This window comes from Bradyrhizobium sp. CCBAU 11361 (assembly GCF_028128935.1).
In the GTDB taxonomy this organism is placed as follows: Bacteria; Pseudomonadota; Alphaproteobacteria; order Rhizobiales; family Xanthobacteraceae; genus Bradyrhizobium; species Bradyrhizobium niftali.
On sequence record NZ_LBJZ01000020.1, the window covers coordinates 15,805 to 33,465 of the forward strand.

Annotated in this window: 16 protein-coding genes; 8 read left to right on the forward strand and 8 right to left on the reverse strand. The window is 64.6% G+C overall.

Annotated features, from left to right (window positions below):
* Positions 1-153 precede the first annotated feature (153 nt).
* Complete coding sequence (locus tag XI08_RS07015) at positions 154-1,269, forward strand: alpha/beta hydrolase family protein (RefSeq protein ID WP_271573879.1); 1,116 nt, start codon at positions 154-156, stop codon at positions 1,267-1,269.
* Between the two features lie 15 nt (positions 1,270-1,284).
* Here the strand turns inward: XI08_RS07015 and XI08_RS07020 are convergent, their stop codons facing one another.
* Positions 1,285-1,791, reverse strand: a complete 507-nt coding sequence (locus tag XI08_RS07020; protein ID WP_027547398.1) for a MarR family winged helix-turn-helix transcriptional regulator — start codon at positions 1,789-1,791, stop codon at positions 1,285-1,287.
* 408 nt (positions 1,792-2,199) lie between these two features.
* Between XI08_RS07020 and XI08_RS07025 the strand changes: the two genes are divergently transcribed.
* Positions 2,200-3,678 (forward strand): porin, encoded by a 1,479-nt coding sequence (locus XI08_RS07025; RefSeq protein ID WP_271573880.1) that lies wholly within the window; start codon positions 2,200-2,202, stop codon positions 3,676-3,678.
* 57 nt (positions 3,679-3,735) lie between these two features.
* Complete coding sequence (locus XI08_RS07030) at positions 3,736-3,948, forward strand: hypothetical protein (RefSeq protein ID WP_271573881.1); 213 nt, start codon at positions 3,736-3,738, stop codon at positions 3,946-3,948.
* Between the two features lie 13 nt (positions 3,949-3,961).
* On the opposite strand, the gene XI08_RS07035 is transcribed toward XI08_RS07030, so the two are convergent.
* From XI08_RS07035 to XI08_RS07045, 3 genes are all read right to left on the reverse strand, one after another.
* Positions 3,962-4,453, reverse strand: coding sequence for a GcrA family cell cycle regulator (locus tag XI08_RS07035; RefSeq protein ID WP_271573882.1), 492 nt, complete (start codon positions 4,451-4,453; stop codon positions 3,962-3,964).
* Between the two features lie 72 nt (positions 4,454-4,525).
* On the reverse strand, positions 4,526-4,723 hold the full coding sequence (locus tag XI08_RS07040; RefSeq protein ID WP_007603456.1) for a hypothetical protein: 198 nt from the start codon (positions 4,721-4,723) through the stop codon (positions 4,526-4,528).
* A 201-nt stretch (positions 4,724-4,924) separates the two neighbouring features.
* Positions 4,925-5,866, reverse strand: a complete 942-nt coding sequence (locus XI08_RS07045; RefSeq protein WP_271573883.1) for an acetamidase/formamidase family protein — start codon at positions 5,864-5,866, stop codon at positions 4,925-4,927.
* A 168-nt stretch (positions 5,867-6,034) separates the two neighbouring features.
* Between XI08_RS07045 and XI08_RS07050 the strand changes: the two genes are divergently transcribed.
* From XI08_RS07050 to XI08_RS07060, 3 genes are read left to right on the forward strand one after another with little or no spacing between them, the layout of a single operon-like run.
* A complete protein-coding gene (locus XI08_RS07050) occupies positions 6,035-6,802 on the forward strand; it encodes a YdcF family protein (protein WP_271573892.1) in 768 nt (255 codons plus the stop codon).
* 59 nt (positions 6,803-6,861) lie between these two features.
* On the forward strand, positions 6,862-7,644 hold the full coding sequence (locus XI08_RS07055) for a DUF169 domain-containing protein (RefSeq protein WP_271573884.1): 783 nt from the start codon (positions 6,862-6,864) through the stop codon (positions 7,642-7,644).
* 9 nt (positions 7,645-7,653) lie between these two features.
* The gene (locus XI08_RS07060; RefSeq protein ID WP_271573885.1) at positions 7,654-8,832 is read left to right on the forward strand and encodes a saccharopine dehydrogenase family protein; all 1,179 of its coding nucleotides are present in this window, start codon (positions 7,654-7,656) and stop codon (positions 8,830-8,832) included.
* 139 nt (positions 8,833-8,971) lie between these two features.
* On the opposite strand, the gene XI08_RS07065 is transcribed toward XI08_RS07060, so the two are convergent.
* A complete protein-coding gene (locus tag XI08_RS07065; RefSeq protein ID WP_271573886.1) occupies positions 8,972-10,168 on the reverse strand; it encodes an FAD-dependent monooxygenase in 1,197 nt (398 codons plus the stop codon).
* A 147-nt stretch (positions 10,169-10,315) separates the two neighbouring features.
* On the opposite strand from XI08_RS07065, the gene XI08_RS07070 reads away from it, so the two are divergent.
* Positions 10,316-10,792, forward strand: coding sequence for a MarR family transcriptional regulator (locus XI08_RS07070; protein WP_271573893.1), 477 nt, complete (start codon positions 10,316-10,318; stop codon positions 10,790-10,792).
* On the opposite strand, the gene XI08_RS07075 is transcribed toward XI08_RS07070, so the two are convergent.
* The 3 genes from XI08_RS07075 to XI08_RS07085 all read right to left on the reverse strand — a co-directional run bounded on the left by XI08_RS07075 (position 10,761) and on the right by XI08_RS07085 (position 14,981).
* Positions 10,761-12,017 carry an O-antigen ligase family protein gene (locus tag XI08_RS07075; RefSeq protein WP_271573887.1) on the reverse strand — a complete coding sequence of 419 codons (1,257 nt, stop codon included), beginning with the start codon at positions 12,015-12,017 and terminating at the stop codon, positions 10,761-10,763. The genes XI08_RS07070 and XI08_RS07075 overlap by 32 nt on opposite strands.
* Before the next feature lie 164 nt (positions 12,018-12,181).
* The gene (locus tag XI08_RS07080) at positions 12,182-13,732 is read right to left on the reverse strand and encodes an undecaprenyl-phosphate glucose phosphotransferase (protein WP_271573888.1); all 1,551 of its coding nucleotides are present in this window, start codon (positions 13,730-13,732) and stop codon (positions 12,182-12,184) included.
* 115 nt (positions 13,733-13,847) lie between these two features.
* Positions 13,848-14,981 carry a glycosyltransferase family 4 protein gene (locus tag XI08_RS07085; protein ID WP_271573889.1) on the reverse strand — a complete coding sequence of 378 codons (1,134 nt, stop codon included), beginning with the start codon at positions 14,979-14,981 and terminating at the stop codon, positions 13,848-13,850.
* A 200-nt stretch (positions 14,982-15,181) separates the two neighbouring features.
* On the opposite strand from XI08_RS07085, the gene XI08_RS07090 reads away from it, so the two are divergent.
* Entirely contained in the window at positions 15,182-17,437 is a 2,256-nt protein-coding gene (locus XI08_RS07090; RefSeq protein WP_271573890.1) for a GumC family protein, read from the forward strand.
* The last annotated feature ends 224 nt before the right edge of the window (positions 17,438-17,661 follow it).

A 17,661-nucleotide genomic window follows, 5' to 3' on the forward strand; every position in this document is an offset into this window, starting at 1 on the left:
TTGTAACGTCACGCACGCGGCATGGTTTGTCGTTCAAGCATCGTTCAAGTGATGGTGATGTCAAACGGGCCGCGTTCGGCGCGCCCCAGCTTGGTTGGCGAATTAAAATAGTTTAATGAATCGGGGGTAACGCGATAATAGAGCGCAGCTCCGATGATACCCGCATGCCTCTCTGACGACTGGACCCTGTGCCCGGAGAGAGAGGACATCTCCGCTGAATTCACGCGGCTCCTGACCGCAGCCCAGGAGGGCGGCGCCACGATCGCGGAATGCCTGATGATCGCGCGGCAGCTCAAACGGGACGACGAGCAATCCTGGCATCGCGAGTGGAAGCGGCTCGCGCAAGCCAACCGCCAGCGCGCCGAGGCCGCGTTCGCGGAGGGCCACATGGCGACCGCGCAGCGCAACTGGCTGCGGGCGATGAACTACTACGGCGCAGCGGCGATGCCGCTCGATAAGGCCGACGAGCGCCGCTGGGTTGCGGTGCTGGCGATGCAGGAATGCGCCCGCCGCTACCTCGCTGCGCGCGCGCCGGCCGGTGAGGTCGTGACGATTCCCTGGGTCGACGATCATTCCTTGCAGGGCTATTTCCTGCCCGCGCCGTCGGCGAGCGGACGGGCGCCGACCGTGATCTGCATCGGCGAGCCGGGACACCGCAAGGAGGAATTCCTGTTCAAGCTCGCGCCGCATGCGCGCGAGCGCGGACTGTCGATGCTCGCGCTGGACCTGCTCGGCGACCAGCGCGACGATTATGCCGATACGCTCTTGCAGCGCCGCGACCTCGAGAGCTCGATCGCGAGCGTCATGGACTATCTGGAAACGCGCGGCGACGTCGATTTCGATCGCGTCGCCATCGTGGCGGACGGGTGGGGATCCTCTTTCGTGGCGCGCGCGGTATTGCAGGAGCCGCGGCTCGCCGCCGCCGTCTGCGATGGCGGTCTGTGGGATCTGCACGAACGATCCTTCTTCGCCAGCCGCTTCGCGATCAGCGACCTCAGCATCGTTCCGGTGCCGCATGCGCCGCTGATGGCCTCCAGCGCCGACTGCCCTGTGCTGATCACGCTCGGCGAGGATGGCTGGCTCAAGGCCGACCGGGCGCGTCAGATCGTCCAGAAGTCCCGGCTCGGCAGCTCCGATATCGTGCTGAAGGTGTTCACCGCGGCGGAGACCGGTGCGGCGCAGGCCCATGCGGACAATCCGAGCCTGGCCAACGAATACATCTTCGACTGGCTGGAATCGCGACTCGGCGCCGTCGGCCGGCGGACCTGAACGCGGTCGCGCGTCTCAGAAGTCGAGCGATATCCTGACGCAGGCTTTTTCGAGCCGGTTCTTCAGCGTCGCGAGCTTGGTGGTGAATTCCGTCAGCTCGTTCTCGTCGAACTCCTCGAAGACGAATTCGCGAATCGTCTTGTACTGCTCGTTGAGGCTCGCAATGTGCTTCTGGGTCTTGTCGACCAGTGACAGCCGCACGACCCGGGCGTCGGTCGGTGAGGGCCGCCGGCGGAGCAAGCCCTTCTTCTCCAGGAGCTTGGACTGGGTGGTGACGAACGAGGGATCGACGTGGAGCAGCTTGGAGACCATGTTGACGGGCACGCCGTCGTCCTTGTCGAGGTCGGAGATGGCCATCAGGATCAGCCATTGCGGGCCGCTGATGCCGAGCGTCCTCGCCCAGAACTGACGCAGCTCCTCCAGATACATGTTGATCGACGATATCTCCCAGGTGAAGCGCCTGATGATGTCGAGATTGCCGATGGGACGAGATCGCGTTGCCTCCTTCCTCGACGTGGACATCCCTGTGCTCCCGGTTCGACATTCGCCGCTGGCGCTTTGACGATCATTGTTCACGCAAGTCTGCTCTGATGCAAGTGCGGGGCAAGGTAATTGTGTCAGTCATTTTACAAATATGAGCTGATCAACAATTAGGCTGCGTGGACCACGGTGTTGCGCCTGCGACACAATGCGGCTGGAATCCAATAGCTGATCTAATAAACTATTTTAATTAGCGAAGAGACGTATGCATATTGGATTCGGCGGTGGGGGAATCTCAATCGTCCCGTTGCAGGTGGTTCGCTCAAGTCCCTCGCGTCGATGCGGTGGGTCCGAAATCGCGAAGCCCCCAGAGCGGTTTTGAAAGCGAAAGAGCCTAGGGGCCGCGAATGGTTCGAGCTCCTTCGCACATGAGCAACTTGGAGATTGAATATGAAATTGGTGAAGAGCCTCTTGCTCGGCTCAGCGGCGGGTCTGATCGCCGTGAGCGGGGCGCAGGCGGCCGATCTTCCCGTGAAGGCCAAGGCGGTCGAATACGTGAAGATCTGCTCCCTGTACGGTGCCGGATTCTACTACATGCCGGGCACTGACACCTGCATCAAGTTCGGCGGCTATCTGCGCGCCGATGCGGTCCTTGGCGGCGCAGGCGATTACAATTTCCAGCAAGGCGCGAACGCCGGCTCGAACAACCGTCTGACCAACTACTATATGAGCCGCGCTCGTTTCGACTTCAACGTCGACACGCGCACGGCGACCGAATACGGCGTGGTCCGCACCTACGCCGACATGGTCTTCACCTGGGATTCCCAGTCGGTCACCGGCAGCAACCCGTCGACGTTCTCGACCGGTTCGGCCGCACTCGGCCTCTACCATGCGTTCATCCAGTTCGCCGGCTTCACCTTCGGCCGCACGGTCTCGATCTTCGATGCCCCGTGGCAGAGCTATCCGGCTGGCGGTCCCGACACCATTCCGGGCGGTTCGAACCACACCAACGGTGTGAACCAGGTTGCCTATACGGCTGACTTCGGCCAGGGCATCACTGCTTCGTTCGCCTTGCAGGATGAGACGACGGCGACCAACGGCCAGTCGAACCTCTGGAACGTGTCGTCGGGTACGGCCGCTCAGTTCGTGACGGGCGTCTACGGTGCCAACGCCTGGGGTGGCACGCGTTCGCCTGACATCATCGGTCAGGTGCGCGTCGACCAGGCCTGGGGTCTGGCCCAGCTCTCGGTTGCCGCACATGACCTCCACACGGCCTACTACGGCGCGACGGAATCCACTGGTCATCCCTCTGACAAGTGGGGCTGGGCTGTGCAGGGCTCTTTGGCGATCAAGAACATCCCGACCGGTGCGGGCGACGTCATCAACCTGCAGGCCGTCTACACGGACGGTGCAACGCGCTACAATTTCCAGAGCCTGTTCCCGCAGAGCTTCTTCATGTTCAGCGGTAGCGGCAACGGCGCGTATCAGAGCACCGGTTTCGCCGGTCTTTCCGACGGCGTCTTCGGAGCCGGTACCGGCATCGATACCGTCAAGACCTGGGGCGTCCGCGGTGGCTATACCCACAACTGGAGCCCGAACTGGGCGAGCGCCGTTTACGGTGGCTATGCTCAGCTGAAGTACGGCGATACGGGCAAGGCCCTGATCTGCACCAACTTCGCTGCGATCGCCGTGGCCGGTGCGACCTGCAATCCGGACTTCAACTTCGCGGTCGTCGGTGTCAACACCGTGTGGACTCCGGTCAAGAACCTGGCGTTCACTGCCGACCTGAGCTGGTCGCGTCTGGACCAGAAGTACTCTGGCAACATCGCGAGCCCGGGCATTGCCACCGCAGCGAAGCCGGCGGCCGTGTACGAGCTGAAGGACCAGAATTCGGTCACCATGCTGCTGCGCGCTCAGCGCAACTTCTAATCATCGATCTTTCAGATCGATCTCGGAGAGCCCCGGCGGAAAACTGCCGGGGCTTTCTTGCGACTGGATGCAGGCTTCGACAATCCGGAAAAGCGCGCTGCACGGGACGAAGACGAGCTATGCGAATCCATCGCCGCCAAATTTATTTACTTACCTGAGTTACTCAGCTATATAGTCGGAGGCCGAAATATCAAAAATTACGGCTCTTGGCTTCACGCTAAGCCTCTCGAAACCTCCGGCAATGCCCTGCCGGAGGTTTTTGTTTTGTGATGAGCTTGCGGCCTCAGCCGCGTGCGAGGCGCGCGCGCGAGTTCGGCCGGTAGGCGAGGCGGCTGTGGCCGGCGCAATAGGACTGGCCGTCGGGCGCAGTATTGCCGCAGAAGCAGAAATCGTCTGCGCCCGGCGTCGAGATCGGCCAGCGGCAGCGGTTCTCGGAGAGCTCCATCAGCGAGCAGCGATTGGCCTCGTCGATCGGACCTGCGACCACGGGCGCGTCGGTCTCGCCGTAGATGGTGGCGAGCATCTCATATTGCAGCCGCGGCACGGCCCGCGATGCGCGCGCCGGCGCAAAGCTCCTGTCCTGAATCTTGCGGTCGTCGACCGTGCGTCCGCGCGTGAGGTTCAGCCGGGACAGCTTGCCGATCACGGCATTGCGGCTGACGCCGATGTCGGCGGCGATCTCGCGGCAGGAGAGGCCGGCCTCGAAGTGCCGCTTCAGAAGTTCAATTCGTTCGTCGGTCCAGGTCGGTGAAGAAGTCGGTGAGAGAACAGGCATTTGTAACGGTCCCAGGTTGCAGATGTCGGCCATCCGCCTCTCGAAATCGTCCGCCTCACGTCCGGCGCGCGCTCACGTCCTGCCATTGTCGCGAATCGACAAAAGCCCGTCCTTGATGGCGAGACGGATGCCTTCCTCGATCAATGTCCGTGCGACGCCGGGAACGCTGGTGCCGTGGGTGCCCTGTCTCACCAGCTTCTCCAGATAGGTGATGGTCGAGAGCGCCAAGGTTACGGGAATGCGGTCAGTCTCGGCTTTTTCGGTGGCCATGGCCCGAACGCTAGCCTCTTACTCGGGTACATAAAAGTAACGATTAAGACTCTATTTAGGTTCGATGGGGGAAGTCAAATCCCGTGAAAGGCGACGGTTCAGCCCCTTGGAATCGCTTGAGAAATTGGGCATGGCGCAGCGCGCCGCGCGAGCGATCGCGCGGCGGCTTGACGTCAACAGGTCAGGGAAGGCGGGGCCGGGTCAGCCGTGCACGATCGCCTTTTCGATCATGCAATGGATGCCCTTGGAGCCGTTGACGGTTTGGGTCACCCGCAGATCGGCCGCCAGGCTGCACAGCGTGTAGGCGTCCTCGCGCGACAGGTTTCGCGTCTCGCCGAGCAGCGCGATCATGTCGCGCAGCGCGCGCACCACGCACTGGTCGAGATCGGGGTCCATCGCCATGGTCATGTAGTGCGTCGGCGTCTCGGCACGGGGATAGTCGAGCCCGAGGTCCTTGCGCAGCGTCAGGCGGAAGCGGCCCTGGAGCGCGGTCTCGATCGCGGTGACGCAGACCTCGCCGTCGCCCTGCACGCCGTGGCCGTCGCCGCAGGAGAACAGCGCGCCCGGAACGAACACCGGCAGATACAGCGTCGCACCGGCGCCGAGTTCCTTGTTGTCGAGATTGCCGCCCATGGCGCGCGGCACGAGCGAGGAGATGCGGCCCCAGGCCGGCGGTGGTGAGACGCCCATCACGCCGAAGAACGGCTTGAGGGGCAGGTCGAGGCCCCAGGGCATGCGGCCCACCATCCGCGTCCGGTCCAGCGGGATGTTGAGGATGCGCGTCTCGTGAAAATCGTCGGGCAGGGTGCCGGCCAGCGGCTTGATCAGATTCCAGCCCCAGTCCTGCCGGAGCTGGACGTCGAGGATATCGACCGCGAGCACGTCGCCGGGTTCGGCCCCCTCGACCGCAATCGGCCCGGTGAGGATGTGGCCGGGCAGCATGCGCTCACTCTTCGCGTGGACCTCGTGCATCTCCGGCGGAATGTGAAATTTGTCGCGGTCGGGCAGCACGTCCGGGCTGCCGCTGATGGTGTCGACCGTCACCTCATCGCCGCTTTTGATCGTCAGCACTGGCTGGAGCGCGGCTTCAAAGAAGCCCCAATGACAGGTCTCGGGGCTGGAATGCAGGTGGTGATGGGTCATTTGCCGCGTCCGTTCGGTTTTGCTTGTTATGCCCGGGCTTGACCGGGCGATCGATCCTCTTTCAAGAAGATTTCTGAAGATGGGCGGGCCGGTCAAGCCCGCGCAAGACACGATCATTCCAGCGAGGCTCCCCTGTATTTCGTTCTTTCCAAGACTCTCGGCATTGCGCTGCTGCCGATCAATCTCCTGGTCGAGCTCGGAATCCTGTCGCTGGTGCTGATGCTGACGCGCTTTGCGGCGCTCGGCCGCAAGCTTGCGGTGATCACGCTGGTCCTGCTGGCACTCGCCGCGTCCTCGCCGCTCGGCAATCTTCTGCTTTATCCGCTGGAGTCGCGCTTTCCGGCATGGGATGCGTCGCGCGGTGCGCCCGACGGCATCATCGTGCTCGGCGGCTCCGTCGACACCGATCTGTCGGCGGCGCATCGCACGCCGGTCGTTTCGCATGCGGCCGACCGTCTGCTGGCGGGGGCCGAGCTGGCGCGCCGATACCCCAATGCGCGCATCGTCTTCACCGGCGGCACGGCGAACCTCGTCTCGACCGAGAGCAGGGAGGCCGACTATTCCGCGCCGATCCTGGAAGGTCTCGGCATACCCAGGGAACGCCTGACCCTCGAGCGGGACTCCCGCAACACCTGGGAGAATGCGATCTTCACCAAGCAATTGGTGGCACCAAAGCCGGGCGAGCGCTGGCTCCTGGTGACGTCGGCCTTTCACATGCCGCGTTCGATGGGGATCTTTCGCAAGGCCGGGTTTGACGTCGAAGCCTATCCCGTGGATTGGCGAATGGGCGGGCGTGACGATCTCTTCACGTTCACCCGCGTCAGCGGGGACGGTCTCGCCAGGATCGACGTGGCGGTGCGCGAATGGATCGGCCTGTTGACTTACCGTGTCATGGGCAGGACCGGTGAGTTGCTTCCGGGCCCGGCGAAGGACTAGAACGAGAGCCGTCAAACAAGAACACAGACCGGCGCTCGATCGCCGGCCCGGAGGACGCCATGCAACAGCAGAGCGCTGAGAAGATCGATCTTGCCGGCCTCGTCGCCGATCTCAACAGCCTGTTGCGGCTGAAGACCACGGTGATCGGCATGAAGCTGTTCGCACGCGCCGCGGACATGGAAGCGATCCCGAAAATCCGGCGGCCGAATGCGATCCACACCACCGACCAGATCGTCAGCATGGCCGCGCGTCTGGGCTGGACCGTCGGCATCACCGCCGACGATCTCGTAGGTAGCCAGTGCCGCGCGGTGATCGGCCTTGCGCCGCAGGACGACAAATGGCTCGCCGGCGAAAATTATGTCGGGGTCTGGCACGGCACGGCGGAGGATGCACGCAAGCGCCAGGAGGCGCTCGACGTGGTGCCGTTCGGGCACTATCAGGCGCTCGCGGTCAGCCCGCTCGCCAGCGGCCGGCTCGATCCGCCCGACATCTGTCTCGTCTATGCGACGCCCGGGCAGATGATCATCCTGATCAATGGCCTGCAATATACCGGCTACAAGAAGTTCGAATGGGGCGTGGTCGGGGAGACCGCTTGCGCGGATTCGTGGGGGCGGGCGCTCAAGACCGGGGAGCCCAGCCTGTCCTTGCCATGCTATGCCGAACGGCGCTATGGCGGCGTGCCGGACGAGGAGATGCTGATGGCCCTGAAGCCCGAGCATCTCGCCAAGGCGACCCTGGGCATGAAGGCGCTGGCGAGGAACGGCCTGCGCTATCCGATTCCGCCCTATGGCATTCAAAGCGACGTCCGTGCCGGCATGGGCGTGAGTTACGCGAAAAAGTAAAGGCCAGTCATGAGCTCTGCGAACTTCGACATCGTCGTCTACGGTGCGACCGGTTTCACCGGCCAGCTCGTCGCCGAATATCTGGCGGCGCACTACAAGGACGACAAGGCGCTGAAATGGGCGATGGCGGGCCGCAGCCTCGACAAGCTGAAATCGGTGCGCGAGGCGATCGGCGCACCCGCGGATACGCCGCTGATCGTGGCCGATGCGTCCGATGCCGCCTCGCTGAAGGCAATGGTCGCGCAGACCAAGTCGGTGATCACGACGGTCGGTCCGTATCAACTCTATGGCGAAGTCCTGCTCGCGGCCTGCGTCGCTGGCGGCACGGATTATTTCGACCTCTGCGGCGAGCCCGTCTGGATGCGGCAGATGATCGACAAGTACGAGGCGGCGGCCAAGGCGAGTGGCGCGCGCATCGTGTTCTCCTGCGGCTATGATTCCGTACCGTTCGAGCTCGGCACGTTCTTCGTGCAGGAAGAGGCCAGGCGCGTGTTCGGCGCGCCGGCTGCGCGCGTGAAGGGCCGCGTGCGGGACATGCGCGGCACGCTGTCAGGCGGCACCGCGGCGAGCGCGAAAGCGACCTTCGATGCGGTCGCCAAGGATCTCAGCCTTGTCGCCATTCTCAACGATCACTTCGCGCTGACGCCCGGCTTCACCGGCCCGAAGCAGCCGAAGGGCAACCGAGCAGCTTATGAGGAGGATCTGCAGTCCTGGACCGCGCCGTTCATGATGGCGCTGATCAACACGCGCAACGTCCATCGCTCCAACATGCTGATGGGCTTTCCCTACGGCCGCGAGTTCGTCTACGACGAGATGGTCCTGACCGGCCCCGGCGAGAAGGGCGAGGCCAATGCGAAGCGCGTGATGGCCGCCAACGCCGAGAAGACCGGTCCGAATGCGCCGAAACCGGGCGAGGGGCCGTCGAAGGAAGAGCGCGAGAAGGGGCTGTTCAATCTGCTCTATGTCGCGGTCGCGCCCGACGGCCGCATGGTCCGCGCCGGCGTCACCGGTGACCGCGATCCCGGCTACGGCTCGACCTCGAAGATGATCTCCGAATGCGCGATCTGCCTGCTGCGTGATGTGACGGACGTGCCCGGGGGCATCTGGACGCCGGGCGCGGCGATGCAGCACAAGCTGATCCAGCGGCTGCAGGAGCATGCGGGGCTGACTTTCGGGGTGGAGAAGTAGGCGCAGTTGCGCGCCACGGACGCTGTCATGCCCCGCGAAGGCGGGGCATCCAGTACGCCGGGGCCTCTCGGCTCAATCACTACCGTCCCTGGAATACTGGATCGCCCGGTCGAGCCGGGCGATGACACCGTGATTGCCTTTACACCGCCCGCGCGTCATAGGCGTACATGAAGTCCATGCCCTTTGCGCCCAACGGCAAGAACCATTTCATCATCTGATTTCTGACCCACGCGCCGGTGGCGCTGAACTCGCGCTTGCTGTTGCCGTTGCGGCGCGCCATCGCGACGATCTTCTCGGTGCGCGGGCGCCGCTCGGCCTCGAAAGCCTGGAAGGTGGCGCCGAGCTCCTGTCCGTCCTGCATCAGGCGCGCGAGCCGCATCGCATCTTCCAGAGCCAGCGAAGCGCCCTGGCCGGCATGGGGGCTGGTCGCATGCGCGGCATCGCCGATCAGCAGCGAGCGCTTGCGCGACCAGGTCGGCAGGGTCGCGACATCGAGCGTGTCGGTGACCACGATGTTCTCGGCCGCCTCGATGATGTCGGGGATCGGATCGTGCCAGCCGCGATGGAAGCCACGCAGGTGCTGCTTCAGCGTCGACGCATCGAGCGCGCGGAACATCGCCGCGTCCATGCCGTGCGCGGGCTGCGTGCTCCACCACATCACGCCGTCGTTCGGATCCGGGCTGCAATAGCCGTAGCCGAAGAAGCCGCTCTGGCCGAACGTGGTCTCGACATGCCGGCCGATCGGCCTGCCGTCGAGCACGGCGTGCGGCACGAAGCCGCCGAAGCCGATCAGGCCGGTGTCGAACGGCCGGGGGCCGTCCGGTACCACCTGGCGTCGCGTGATGGAATGCACGCCGTCGGCGCCGATCAGGAAGTCGCCTTCGGCGGTGGTGCCGTCGGCAAAATAGGCGATGATCGGCTGGTCGCCGCGATCCTCGATCTTGATCAGGCGCTTCTCGAAATAGAGCGAGACGCAGGCGCACCAGGCCTTGTCGATCAGCATCTCGTTCAGCGTGGCGCGGCACACGTTCACCGCGGGCTGGCCGAAGCGACGCTCCATATCGCGATTGATCGAGCCGAGCTTTCGGCCTTCCTGGGAATAGAAGTCGAAGGATTCCGCGACCGAGCCGCGGCTGATCAGCTCGTTTGCGAGCCCGATCTCGTCCATCACATGCATGCCGTTCGGCGCGATCTGAAGGCCGCCGCCGATGCCCTTCGAATAGGGCCAGGCCTCGTAGATCGCGGACTCGATGCCGGCGCGGCGCAGCAGGATCGCGGCGACAGGCCCGGCGATGCCGGCGCCGATGATCAAGGCCTTGCGGGGACGGTTGGACATGGCTTGCTCCCGACGTTTCCGTGGTGCTAGGAGAAATTACGGTCGCTAAATCTCTTAGTGACTAAGATATATATCGACTAAGATATGAGGCCGGCCTTGTCAAGGACGAAGGCGCGCGCGGCGCTGTTGCAGGAACTCGAGGAGGCGATGCGGCGATCGTCGGCGCAGGGCGTGCTCTATGGCCAAACCGTTGCGAACGTGGCGGGAATTGCCAATTCCGACCTCGAATGCATGGACATCCTCTATCTCGAGGGACGCGTTACCGCAGGCCGGCTCGCCGAGGTGACGGGCCTCACGACGGGCGCCATCACCGGCGTGGTCGACCGGCTCGAGAAGGCGGGCCTAGTGCGCCGCGAGCGGGATGAGAAGGACCGCCGCAAGGTCTTCATTTCCGTGGTGCCCGAGGAGGCGATGAAGATCGGCCAGCTCTACGTGCCGATGCAGCAGGCGATGGAGAAGGTGTTCGGTGCCTATTCCGACGAGGAGCTGCGCCTGCTCCTGCGCTTTGCGACCGAGGGCTACAAGGGCGTGCTCGCGGCCACCGAGGCGCTGAAGAGCCTTCTGGACACGCCGCCGGAGAAGCGTCCCGATCTCAAGCTGAAGAAGCTTCGTCGCGAGACTTGAGCTTATAGGCCTGCGCTGCTGCGATCATGCCCCACATCGCGCCCAGCATCATCCAGAAGTGCCGCCAGTGGTCGGTGTCGATCACGAAGCTTTCGCCGACAGTGCCGACGAAGGCGGAGAAGACCGCGAGATAGGCACGCTGCCAGGGCACACGGACGAAGATGTGCCGGAAGCCCGTGATCACCGTGGTGAAGACCAGAGCGGGATAGCACACGCCGGAGAGCCAGCCGCCGGACATGAAGGCGTTGAGATAGGAGTTGTGGGTGTCCTCGGGGAAGAAGCGGTGGAATTGCAGGGGGCCGATGCCGAATGGCAGGTCGAGCGCCATCTCCGCACCTAGGATGTGCCGGCCGAAGCGGCCGAAGCGGCCCTCGTCATAGCTCTGGTCGAAGCTGGCGCGCTGCTTGAACATCTCGGCGGTGGAATCGAATGACAGCAGCACCGCGATCAGCGCGAGGCCCAGCACCGCGGCGACGATCGCCATGACGACGATGCGCGAGCGCTGCGCGTTGGTGCGGCTGGTCAGCACCATCAGCGCCAGCATGAAGGCGGAGGTCAGCACCAGCCCGCCCCAGGCGGCACGGGAGAAGGCGAGCAGGATCGCCAGCGACATGATGCCGAAGGCGATGACGTTGCGGAAGGCCTTAGCCAGCTTGTCAGAGACCACGCTCTGGAGCGCGAACAGCGCCGGCAGGATCAGGAAGGCGCCGAGCACGTTCGGGTCCTTGAACGTGCCCCGCGCACGTCCGTAGAGCGTGAGGAGGTCGTCTCCGCCGGGAACCAGGTGGAAGTAGCCGGCGACCGCCGCCAGCGAGGCAACCATCGCACCGACCACGAGACCGCGGCGGAGCATGTCGAGCCGGGCCGCGGTGTCCTCGGACGTGACCATGGCGAAGAACACCACGGTCACCGCCATGTACCAGGAGGTCGCGATCCAGCTCACCACCTCGGGCTGCTCGAACAGCGGGATGGTGCTGATGGTGTAGCCGACATTGAGCAGGACCAGCATCAGCAGCAACGGCATCAGCGCAAGCCGCAGGCGCAGGCCGGTGGCGAAGAAGGCGACGGTGGCGAGCAGCGTCACGATCTCGTAGGGGCTGGGTTCGATGAAGACGATGGCGCCGGAAGCGCCGACAAGCCACACCAGCGCGCGCTGGAGCGCCAGCACGCCGGGCGCAGCCGGCGCGGCTAATTTCACTCCACCGGCTGTCGCCGCATACGCCATCACACGCTCACGCTACTCGTACACGCACACAACTTCCGACGTCATGCCCCGCGAAAGCGGGGCATCCAGTACTCCGAGCCGTTCGTGGCAGTTTCTACTGCCGGCGATTACTGGATCGCCCGGTCAAGCCGGGCGATGACAGTGAGGCTCGGGTACGACAAAATTCAATACGCGTTCTCGTTCTTGGTCAGCAGCGAGATCGGCGTCTTCAGGAGAATGACGAGGTCGAACAGCACCGACCAGTTCTCGATGTAGTAGAGGTCGAACTCGACGCGCTTCTGGATCTTCTCTTCGTTGTCGATCTCGCCGCGCCAGCCGTTGATCTGGGCCCAGCCGGTGATGCCGGGCTTGACGCGGTGACGCGCGAAATAGCCGTCGACGGCTTCGTCGAACAGGCGGCTCTGGAGCTTGCCCTGCACCGCGTGCGGACGCGGGCCGACCAGGGAGAGGTTGCCGGAGAAGACCACGTTGAAGAGCTGCGGCAGCTCGTCGAGGCTGGTCTTGCGGATGAAGCGGCCGACGCGGGTCACGCGCGGATCGTTCTTGGTCACGACTTTGGAGGCCGTCGGATCCGCCTGGTGATGGTACATCGAGCGGAATTTGTAGACGTCGATTCGCTCGTTGTTGAAGCCGAAGCGTTTCTGGCGGAACAGCACCGGGCCGGGGCTGTCGAGCTTCACTGCGAGCGCCACCAGTCCCATCACCGGCAGGGCCGCGAGCAGCGCGAGACCGCCGACGAGGCGGTCGAACAGCCATTTCATCACGAGGTCCCAGTCGGTGATCGGCGCCTCGAACACGTCGAGCGTCGGGACTTCGCCGAGATAGGAGTAGGAGCGGGGACGGAAGCGCAGCTTGTTGGTATGGGCGGAGAGGCGGATGTCGACCGGCAGCACCCAGAGCTTCTTCAGCATCTCCAGGATGCGCGTTTCCGCCGAGATCGGCAGCGCGAACAGCACGAGATCGACGCGGGTGCGGCGGGCGAATTCGACGATATCGTCGACCTTGCCGAGCTTGCGCGCACCGGCGCAGGTGTCCAGCGCGCGGCTGTCGTTGCGGTCGTCGAACACGCCGAGCACGTGGATGTCGGAATCCTCCTGCGCCTTCAGTGCCTCCACCAGCTGTTCGCCGTTACTGTCGGAGCCGACGATGATGGTCCGGCGGTCGAGCCGGCCCTCGCGTCCCCAGGCACGCACCAGCGAGCGCAGCACCAGGCGCTCGACGAAGAGCGCGCCGAGCCCGAGGACGTAGAAGGCGGCAAGCCACAGCCGCGATATTTCGCTGCCGAACTTGGCGAAGAAGGAGATGCCGATGAACAGCAGGAAAACGAACGACCAGGACGAGATCATCCGCGTCATCTGCCGGAGTTGACCGCGGAACAGCTGCACCTGGTAGATGTCGGCGGCCTGGAAGCAGACCACGGCGGCGACCGCGACGGCGAGGATCTCTGCCGGATAGTCCCAGCCGAAGGAGCCGGCTAGCGGCATGACGTAGCCGACATAGACCGCGATGCCGATCAGGCTCAGCAACGCGAAGTCGGCAAGGCGCACGATGCCGGTGATTACGATCGGCGAATAGGCGCGGGCGACCTTCTGGTTGACGACGTCGAGCGCGGCGGGAGAGAGCCGGCGGCGGCGCTCCACAAAGGGCTGGTCAGCCGGCTTCGCCGCGGCACCGGTCGCGGCATCGAGCATCGAGCGTGCGTTGAGCGGTTCCACGGGCGTCCACGTCCATTCCAAAAACCCGCGGCGCAGCATTGCACCCGGGCGAGCATCCCCGGGCACTTCGTTATCGGACAAATCGGAAGAATCTCTGAAGCGACCTTAAGGATGGTTAATGATTGGCGAATGCGTCGCGATAGCCCGCGATCACGCCGTCAACCATCGCCTGCTGGGAGAAATACGCGGAGATGCGCTCGCGCAAGGCGGATGCGCGCTGCGCTGTCGCCCGCGGATCGGCGAGTGCGGCCGCAATCGCTTCCGCCATCGCCTCGGCGTTGCTTGCCGCGAACAGGGCCGGGCTCTCCGTGCCGAAGATCTCTGGAATGCCGCCGACGCGCGCGGCGATCATGGGAATGCCGGCTGCGCCCGCCTCGATCACCACATAGGGCATGGAATCGCCGCGCGAGGGAACGACCAGCAGCCGCCCCTTGGAGAAGCCGTAGCGTGCCTTGACGTGGCCGATGAAGCGGATCGCGCCGGAGAGGCCGAGCCTATCGACCTGCGCCTTCAGCGCTGCCGTCTCCTCGCCGTCGCCGCCGAGCGTGAGGGTGACCTTCTTGCCGCCTTCGTGCAGGCGCGCCACGGCATCGACCAGCAGATCCGCGCCCTTGATGTGCCTGAACTCGCCGACATAGCAGAGGTCGGTGGCATCCTCGGTGGTGACAACAGGCTCGAATTCCTCCGGCGTCACGCCATTGAAGACGCAATGCACCACGCCCTTGGGCGTGCCGACGATGCGCTGATAGGTGTCGCGGGCAAAGGCGCTCTCGAACAGGAACAGGTCGGTCGCGCCCATCAACGACCGTTCGAGCCGCGCGTAGAATTCGCCTTTCACGGTGTTGAGTGGATAGTGCAGCGAGCCGCCATGCGGGGTGTAGATGCGGATGGTGTCGTCGGTGCGCCGCCGTATGCGGATGAAGGCGCCGGCCTTGGCGCCGTGGCCGTGCATGACGTCCGGCTTGAGCTTTGCGATCAGCCGCCGCATCCGCAGCCACACCAGGACATCGTCGGGCGACGGCTCGCGGCGGATCGCCATGCGGTGCATGCCGAGCTTCAGCCGCGGCGCGAGCTCGGTCAGCGTCTTGTCGGCGCGCTCGCCGCCGGTGAGGCTGTCGGCGAGAATCCCGACATGATGGCCGCGATCGACCTGGCCGTTGGCGACGTCGAGGATGTGGCGAAAGATGCCGCCCACGGGTGCGCGCACGGCGTGCAGGATGCGAAGCGGCCGGTCGGGAGAGGGGGGCATGATCTGAACCAGCGCTCGACGGCAAATGCCGAACAATTGTCGAAATATCGAGACGGATTAAGAGGCCTCGTGGTTAACAAACGGTGACGAGCGCGCGTGCGCTGATCGCGGGATTGCCCGATTAACCCAGCGGCAACCTTAATGGAGTGTAATCGCCCCGGTTGAGGTAGCTTGGCGGCGTTGCCCTGCGGGAGTATTCGATGCGTTTAGCGTTCTGGCGTGCCGGCAAGGTCAAGGCGGTGGTCGAGCGGGCTGTTTCGAAGTCCAAAGCCGAAGCCAAGCCCAGGGTTGAAGCAAGGCCTGCGCCTGTTGTCACGAGGCAGGCGTCCGACGAATCCGGCGACATCGATCTTCACGCGCTCGGTGCCGCGCTTGCGCGCAAGCGCGGCTGGATCATCGTGCCGACGGTGCTGGCGCTGGTCGCCTCGGTCGCCGTCGTCAATCTCGTGACACCGCGCTACAAGTCCGAATCGCGCATCCTGATCGATGGCCGCGAGAACGTGTTCCTGCGTCCGAACAGCGACCGCAGCAACGAGGAGCGGCAGGCGCTCGACCCCGAGGCCGTCACCAGCCAGGTCCAGCTCGTTCTGTCGCGCGATCTCGCGCGCGAGATCATCAAGAAGAACAAGCTTGCGGAGCGGCCCGAATTCGATCCGGTGCTGCAAGGCATTTCGCCGCTGAAGTCGCTTGCCGCGCTGATCGGCATCGGCCGCGATCCGTTCTCGATGACGCCGGAAGAGCGCGTGCTGGATGCTTATTACGAGCGTCTCCAGGCCTATGCCGTCGACAAGTCGCGCGTGATCGTGATCGAATTCCAGTCGGCTGACCCGGATCTCGCCGTGCGCGTCGCCAATTCGATCGCCGACGGCTATCTCGTGCTCCAGCAGAATGCGCGCCAGGACCAGGCGCGCAATGCCAGCCAATGGCTCGCGGGCGAGATCGAGAATCTGCGCAAGAAGGTTTCCGACGCCGAAGCCAAGGTCGAGGACTTCCGCTCCAAGTCGTCACTCTTCGTCGGCACCAACAACACCACGCTGTCGAACCAGCAGATGGGCGAGGTCAACACCCAGCTCAACAACGCGCGCTCGATGAGGGCAGATGCGGAATCCAAGGCGCGGCTGATCAAGGAGATGCTCCAGAGCGGCAAGCCGATCGAGGCGTCCGAGGTGGTGAACTCCGAGCTGATGCGGCGACTGTCCGAGCAGCGGGTCACGCTGCGGGCCCAGCTCGCCGAACAGTCGTCCACGCTGCTCGGCAATCACCCGCGGATCAAGGAGCTGAAGGCGCAGCTCGGCGACCTCGACAACCAGATTCGCGACGAGGCGGCCAAGATCTCCCGCTCGCTCGAAAGCGATGCGCGCATCGCCGGTGGCCGGGTCGATGGCCTGACCACGAGCCTCGAGCAGCTCAAGAAGCAGGCGACGTCGACCAACGGCCAGGACGTGCAGCTCCGCGCGCTCGAGCGTGAGGCCAAGGCGCAGCGCGACCTGCTGGAAACGTATCTTGGCAAGTATCGCGAGGCCAGCACCCGCGAGACCATCGACACAGCACCGGCGGAAGGCCGCATCATCTCGCGCGCCGTCGTCTCGAACACGCCGGCCTATCCGAAGAAACTTCCGATCGTGCTGATCGCGACGATCGCGACGCTGCTGCTCTCGTCCGGCGTCGTCGTCACCGGCGAGCTGTTGCGCCAGACCGCGCCGCGCGCCGTGGCTGCCTTTGCTCCGGCGCAGGCGCAAACGCAGGCGGCAGTTCGCCAGGAACCCTTCGTCCAGCCGATGGTCGAGCCGGTCGTTGAACCGGTCATGGAAGAGCCCGCGCCGCTTCAGCCGGAGATGACGGCCGATGCCGGTGTAACCGAGTTTGCCGAGATCGGGCATCTGGCCGACAGCCTGCGCGCCGCGGCGGCAAAGAAGATCACCGTGCTCGGCACCGCGTCGGGCGAAGCCGTCACGCTGTCGGCGCTGACGCTGGCCCGCCACCTGGCGCGCGATGCGCGGGTGGTCGTGGTCGATCTCGCTGCGTCCTCGCCGACGATTGCCGCGGTGTCCGTCGATGCCTCGGCGCCTGGCCTTGCCGAACTGATGCAGGGCGAAGCCTCGTTCGCGCAGGTGATCACCCGGGACAAGCTGTCGCGGCTGCACCTGGTGATGGCCGGCCGTCCCGGCTTCGACCGCAGCCTGCTGCAATCGCCGCGCGTGACGCTCGCGATCGACGCCTTGCTTCGCGCCTACGACCACGTGCTGCTCGATGCCGGCAGCGCCTCCGACCTTCCGGCGGAGCTGCTGACGGCCAATTCCCGCGCCGTCGTGGTGCCCGATGCGTCAATGGAGCCGGATGCGCGCACGCTGATGTGCGACCAGCTCAAGGCCGTCGGCTTCAGCGAGGTGACGATGCTGAGCAGGCCGGTGCAGCCGTCGGATGCGATGGACACGCCGCGCGTGGTGGCGGCGTAGGCGATCTTACCCTCTCCCCTTGTGGGAGAGGGTGGCTTCGCGAAAGCGAAGCCGGGTGAGGGGTATCTCTCAACGAGTCCCACTGCCTTTTTGAGTCCGCGGATAGATACCCCTCATCCGGCGCTTCGCGCCACCTTCTCCCGCAAGGGGCCTGTTGCGTAATTCGTCAATTGTGATTCCCTAGGGCAAAGCCTTGGAGGGTAGCGATGGCGGTTAAGCAGACG